This window comes from Hydrogenophaga sp. L310, assembly GCF_055703065.1.
In genome coordinates, this window is the sequence record NZ_JBVPZA010000034.1 from 1 (window position 1) to 5,000 (window position 5,000).

4 protein-coding genes and 2 rRNA genes (1 of these 6 running past the window's edge) are annotated in these 5,000 nt (G+C 59.6%); 4 read left to right on the plus strand and 2 right to left on the minus strand.

Going from position 1 to position 5,000, the window contains the following annotated elements; translation table 11 throughout:
* From AC0GNO_RS23605 to AC0GNO_RS23620, 4 genes are all read left to right on the plus strand, one after another.
* A partial coding sequence (locus AC0GNO_RS23605) for a transposase (RefSeq protein WP_472905418.1) occupies window positions 1-219 on the plus strand: 219 nt, incomplete at its 5' end.
* 195 nt (window positions 220-414) lie between these two features.
* Window positions 415-1,149: an FFLEELY motif protein gene (locus AC0GNO_RS23610; RefSeq protein ID WP_472905741.1), complete on the plus strand. Its 735-nt coding sequence runs from the start codon at window positions 415-417 to the stop codon at window positions 1,147-1,149.
* 109 nt (window positions 1,150-1,258) lie between these two features.
* Window positions 1,259-2,953 carry an AMP-binding protein gene (locus AC0GNO_RS23615; protein ID WP_472905742.1) on the plus strand — a complete coding sequence of 565 codons (1,695 nt, stop codon included), beginning with the start codon at window positions 1,259-1,261 and terminating at the stop codon, window positions 2,951-2,953.
* A 25-nt stretch (window positions 2,954-2,978) separates the two neighbouring features.
* On the plus strand, window positions 2,979-3,914 hold the full coding sequence (locus AC0GNO_RS23620; RefSeq protein WP_472905743.1) for an MBL fold metallo-hydrolase: 936 nt from the start codon (window positions 2,979-2,981) through the stop codon (window positions 3,912-3,914).
* Window positions 3,915-4,013: 99 nt separating this feature from the next.
* Here AC0GNO_RS23620 and rrf read toward each other — a convergent pair.
* Together rrf and AC0GNO_RS23630 are read right to left on the minus strand one after the other, a co-directional pair.
* Window positions 4,014-4,126 (minus strand): 5S ribosomal RNA (gene rrf / locus AC0GNO_RS23625).
* A gap of 160 nt (window positions 4,127-4,286) precedes the next feature.
* Window positions 4,287-5,000 (minus strand): 23S ribosomal RNA (locus tag AC0GNO_RS23630); it runs 2,165 nt beyond the window's last position.

The window sequence follows — 5,000 nt, forward strand, 5'->3', positions numbered from 1 at the left end:
CCGCACAGCGCAGCGATGGATGCCAAGTTGAAGACACCCGAAGGCAAGGCTGCCTACCGCAAGAGGAAGTGGATCGTGGAGGCGCCCAACGGGTGGATCAAGAGCGTGCTGGGGTTCAGGCAGTTCAGTCTGCGGGGACTGGACAAGGTCAAGGCCGAGTTCAAGCTCGTGTGTCTGGCACTCAACTTGAGAAGGATATGCAGTTTGCGCGGCACTTGAGGGAAAACGGGGCATCTCGGGCCGCGAAACGGAGCGTTCTGACCCGCACAAGGCCGACACACAGACCACGCCAAACAACAGGAACGATCAAATCACCCGAGGCACCGCGCAGTTGCCCCCCAAATCAGCCCGCGAGACGTTCTGCCACGCAGACTCCTAGCGGAACGGTCTGTTACAGCGGTAGACTGGTTCTCGATGAACGCCGGGACCAGCGCCGCAGAACAGATCCGCATGCATCTGCAGCGTGTGGCGCATCTGCGTGAGCAGGCTCACGATGCCGGCCTGGCCAGCGCCGTGCACCAGGTCAAGCAGCTGCAGGCGAGGCGCTTTCGCGCCACCTACGCCGACTTTCTTGTCCAGCCTCGCTACGCGGAAGCCACCCGTTTCTTCCTTGATGAGCTCTACGGTGAGCACGACTTCACCGAGCGTGATACGCAGTTCGGGCGCATCGCGGGGGCCATCGAGCGCATGTTCCCTGACGCCGTGGCGGAGCTCGCGGTGGATCTGGCCGAGACCCATGCGCTCACCGAAACGCTGGACCACCAACTGGCCACGCACTGGTTGGCGCAAGACAGTTCTCGCAGCGAAGCCGAGCGCTATGTGCGCAGCTGGCGCCTCACCGGTGAACGCCCGCTGCGCGACCGGCAACTCTCGGTGGTGAAACACATGGGCCGCGAACTGCAGCGGCTGACCCGGATGAGGTCCCTGTCCATCGCGCTCAAACTCATGCGAAAGCCCGCGCAGGCGGCCGGCCTGTCTTCTTTGCAACAGTTTCTGGAGAGCGGGTTTTCGGCTTTTTCCTCCCTGGGTGATGCCCAGGCGTTTCTGGCGACGATCAACGAGCGCGAACACGCATGGATCGATACCCTGTTTGATGCTGCGCCAGACAGCTGCCAGCAGGTGCTCGCCGACGAGCTGGCGCGGGCCTGAGTCGTTTCAGCGCCCTCTGTGCTTTGGGTGACACGGTCCTAGGGCTGGCCCTGTGTGCCAACGCGGTTCTGCCCGCCAGAATGCTCCCAGACCAACACCCGTCATGAACATGAACCGTCCCTGGCTGTCCCACTACCCCGCCGGCGTTGCACACGACGTTCAACCCGAGCAATACCGCTCACTGGCCACCCTGCTGGAAGAGTCGCTGCGAAAGAACGCGCGACAACCCGTGTCCGTGTGCATGGAGCGCTGGATGAGCTACGGCGAGCTCGATCAACACAGTGCGGCCCTGGGTGCCTGGCTGCAGGCCAAGGGACTCGCGCCGGGTGCTCGTGTGGCCATCATGCTGCCCAATGTGCCGCAGTTCCTGGTGGCCATGGCGGCCGTGGTGCGCGCGGGCTACACGGTGGTCAATGTCAATCCCCTGTACACCGCGCGTGAGCTGGAACACCAGCTCAAGGACTCCGGCGCCGAGGCCATCGTCATCCTGGAAAACTTTGCCCACACACTCGAAGAAGTCATCGACGTCACCCAATTGCGCCACGTGGTGGTCGCCAGCCTGGGCGACCTGCTCGGCTTCTGGTATGGCCGCTGGATCAGTTTCGCCGTCCGGCATCTGGCGAAGCTGGTCCCCGCTTACAAGCTGCCAGTGACCGGCGTACTGGGACCGCGCACCATTTCCAGCTTCCGCCAGGCACTGGCCGAAGGTAGCAGCCAGACACTCAAACCCAGCCTGGCCCAGGCCGATGACATCGCGTTCCTGCAGTACACCGGCGGAACCACCGGCCTTTCCAAAGGCGCGGTGCTCACCCACCGCAACATCATCGCCGCTGTCTTGCAAGCCGAGGCCTGGTTCCAGCCCGCGCTTGCGCGCGTTGGTGATATCCGCGTGGTCAACGCCATCGCGGCACTCCCGCTGTACCACATCTTCGCGCTCACGCTCAGCCTGCTGACCATCCGCTGGGGAGCACACATGACCCTGATTCCCAACCCCAGGGACGTGCCCAAACTGGTTGAAACACTGAAGCGCCGCCCGTTTCACTTGCTGCCGGCGGTCAACACCCTGTTCAACGCCCTGCTGCAGAACCCGCAGTTCCGCCAGCTCGATTTTTCCAGCCTGGCGCTGTCGCAGGCGGGCGGCATGGCTGCTTCAGAGTCAACCGCCAAGCAATGGCTCAAGGTCACTGGCTGCCCCATGATTGAAGGTTGGGGCATGAGCGAAACCTGTGCCATTGGCACCAACAACCCGGTGATCAACCGCGACTTCACAGGCACGATCGGGCTTCCCTTGCCCGGCATCGCCATCGCCATCAAGGACGACGACGGCAACAACCTTCCGCTGGGCACCCCCGGGGAAATCTGCATTCAAGGACCCAACGTCATGACGGGCTACTACAACCAGCCCGAAGAGACGACTCAGGCGTTCACGGCAGACGGGTACATGCGCACGGGCGATGTCGGCATCATGGACGAACGGGGCTACACCCGGATCGTGGACCGCAAGAAAGACATGATCTTGGTTTCCGGCTTCAACGTCTTTCCCAACGAACTGGAGAACGTCATTGCCATGTGCCCCGGCGTGCTGGAATGTGCCGCCATTGGCGTGGAAGACGCGAAACAAGGCGAAGCTATCAAGGTGTTCGTGGTGCGCAGCGATCCAATACTGGGAGAGGAAGACGTGGCCCGGTACTGCCACGACAACCTCACCGGCTACAAACGCCCCAAGTACATCGAATTCCGCGACGAACTCCCCAAGACCAACGTCGGCAAGATCCTGCGGCGCGCGCTGCGTGCGCCGGTCTGACGGACCTCTCAGGCCAAACATACCCATGATTGAAGCGCCTTCTGTCGCGGAAACCCTCAAGGCGGTGGGCGCCACCGTTTTCGAACGGGGGTGGCTCTCGGCCAACAACACCTTGATTCGAGGCGAGGGTCCCACGGCACTCGTCGATTCCGGCTATGGCAGTCATGTCAGCCAGACACTGGCTCTGGTGACCGGCGAGCTTGCTGAGACGCCGCTGGACGTGTTGCTCAACACCCACCTCCACAGCGACCATTGCGGGGGCAACGCTGCGCTGCAGCACAGGTATCCCCAGCTCATGACCTTGATTCCGCCAGGGCAGGCCGACAGCGTCGCCAATTGGGACCCCGTCGCGCTGACTTACACACCTACTGGCCAACAATGCCCTCCTTTTCGACACCAGGGTTTACTGCTCCCGGGTCAAGAACTGCAGCTGGGCTCCTGGCGCTGGCAAATACACGGGGCGAAAGGTCATGACCCGCATTCGATCATCCTTTTCCAGCCCGACCATCGGGTTCTGATCTCCGCTGATGCCTTGTGGCAAAACGGATTTGGTGTCGTCTTCCCAGAACTGGAAGGACTGTCCGCGTTTGAGGAAGTGGGAGAAACACTGGACTTGATCGAAAGCCTGAAACCGCAGAGCGTGATTCCGGGCCATGGCAGCGTGTTCCAGGATGTCGGGCCAGCGATCACAAGAGCCCGAAGCCGGTTAGCGCAGTTCACCCGTTCGCCGGAAAAGCACCATCGACACGCGGTCAAGGTTTTGATCAAGTTCCGATTGCTGGAATGGCGAACAATAGCGCGAAACGATTTGCTGACGTGGGCCAGAAATACGCCTTATCTGAGCAACACGATGCCGCCCGACAGCGATCAACAACAAATGGAATGGCTGGATCGCTTGCTCACAGAATTGGAAATCAGCAACGCACTGCGGTTGGACGGCAATCTGGTGATCAACACTTGATTGATACCAAGCCGGCTCGCCAACAGGTGTGACTAACAGACCCTGAAAAGCCAAAACCCCCAAGTACGCGAGGTACGAGGGGGTTGTGGGGTAGTAAGAGCCTGACGATGACCTACTTTCACACGGGAATCCGCACTATCATCGGCGCAAAGTCGTTTCACTGTCCTGTTCGGGATGGGAAGGAGTGGTACCAACTTGCTATGGTCGTCAGGCATAACGGGTTGTCCTTGCTGTGCTGATGCACAACAGGGACGAATTCATAGAGTTTCGAATCAGCTTATTTTGATTGCTGCCAACGATGTAGGCCAATGAGGGTTGTCCTACGGGGCATAACAATAACATTTGCACTTGGACGATTATCGTCAAAGTTATAGGGTCAAGCCTCACGAGCAATTAGTATCAGTTAGCTTAACGCATTACTGCGCTTCCACACCTGACCTATCAACGTCCTGGTCTTGAACGACTCTTTAGGGGGCTCAAGGCCCCGGCAGATCTCATCTTGGAACGAGTTTCCCGCTTAGATGCTTTCAGCGGTTATCTCTTCCGCACTTAGCTACCCGGCAATGCCACTGGCGTGACAACCGGTACACCAGAGGTGCGTCCACTCCGGTCCTCTCGTACTAGGAGCAGGCTTCCTCAAATCTGCAGCGCCCACGGAAGATAGGGACCAAACTGTCTCACGACGTTTTAAACCCAGCTCACGTACCTCTTTAAATGGCGAACAGCCATACCCTTGGGACCGGCTACAGCCCCAGGATGAGATGAGCCGACATCGAGGTGCCAAACACCGCCGTCGATATGAACTCTTGGGCGGTATCAGCCTGTTATCCCCAGAGTACCTTTTATCCGTTGAGCGATGGCCCTTCCATACAGAACCACCGGATCACTATGTCCTGCTTTCGCATCTGCTCGACTTGTCAGTCTCGCAGTTAAGCACGCTTATGCCATTGCACTATTAGCACGATGTCCGACCGTACCTAGCGTACCTTCGAACTCCTCCGTTACACTTTGGGAGGAGACCGCCCCAGTCAAACTGCCTACCATGCACTGTCCCCGATCCCGATAAGGGACCTAGGTTAGAACCTC

What these genes read in the sequence shown, in the direction of transcription:
- AC0GNO_RS23615 (WP_472905742.1), top strand. Translation starts at nt 1,259, where the DNA reads ATGAACCGTCCCTGGCTGTCCCACTACCCCGCCGGCGTTGCACACGAC.
- AC0GNO_RS23620 (WP_472905743.1), top strand. Translation starts at nt 2,979, where the DNA reads ATGATTGAAGCGCCTTCTGTCGCGGAAACCCTCAAGGCGGTGGGCGCC.
- AC0GNO_RS23610 (WP_472905741.1), top strand. Translation starts at nt 415, where the DNA reads ATGAACGCCGGGACCAGCGCCGCAGAACAGATCCGCATGCATCTGCAG.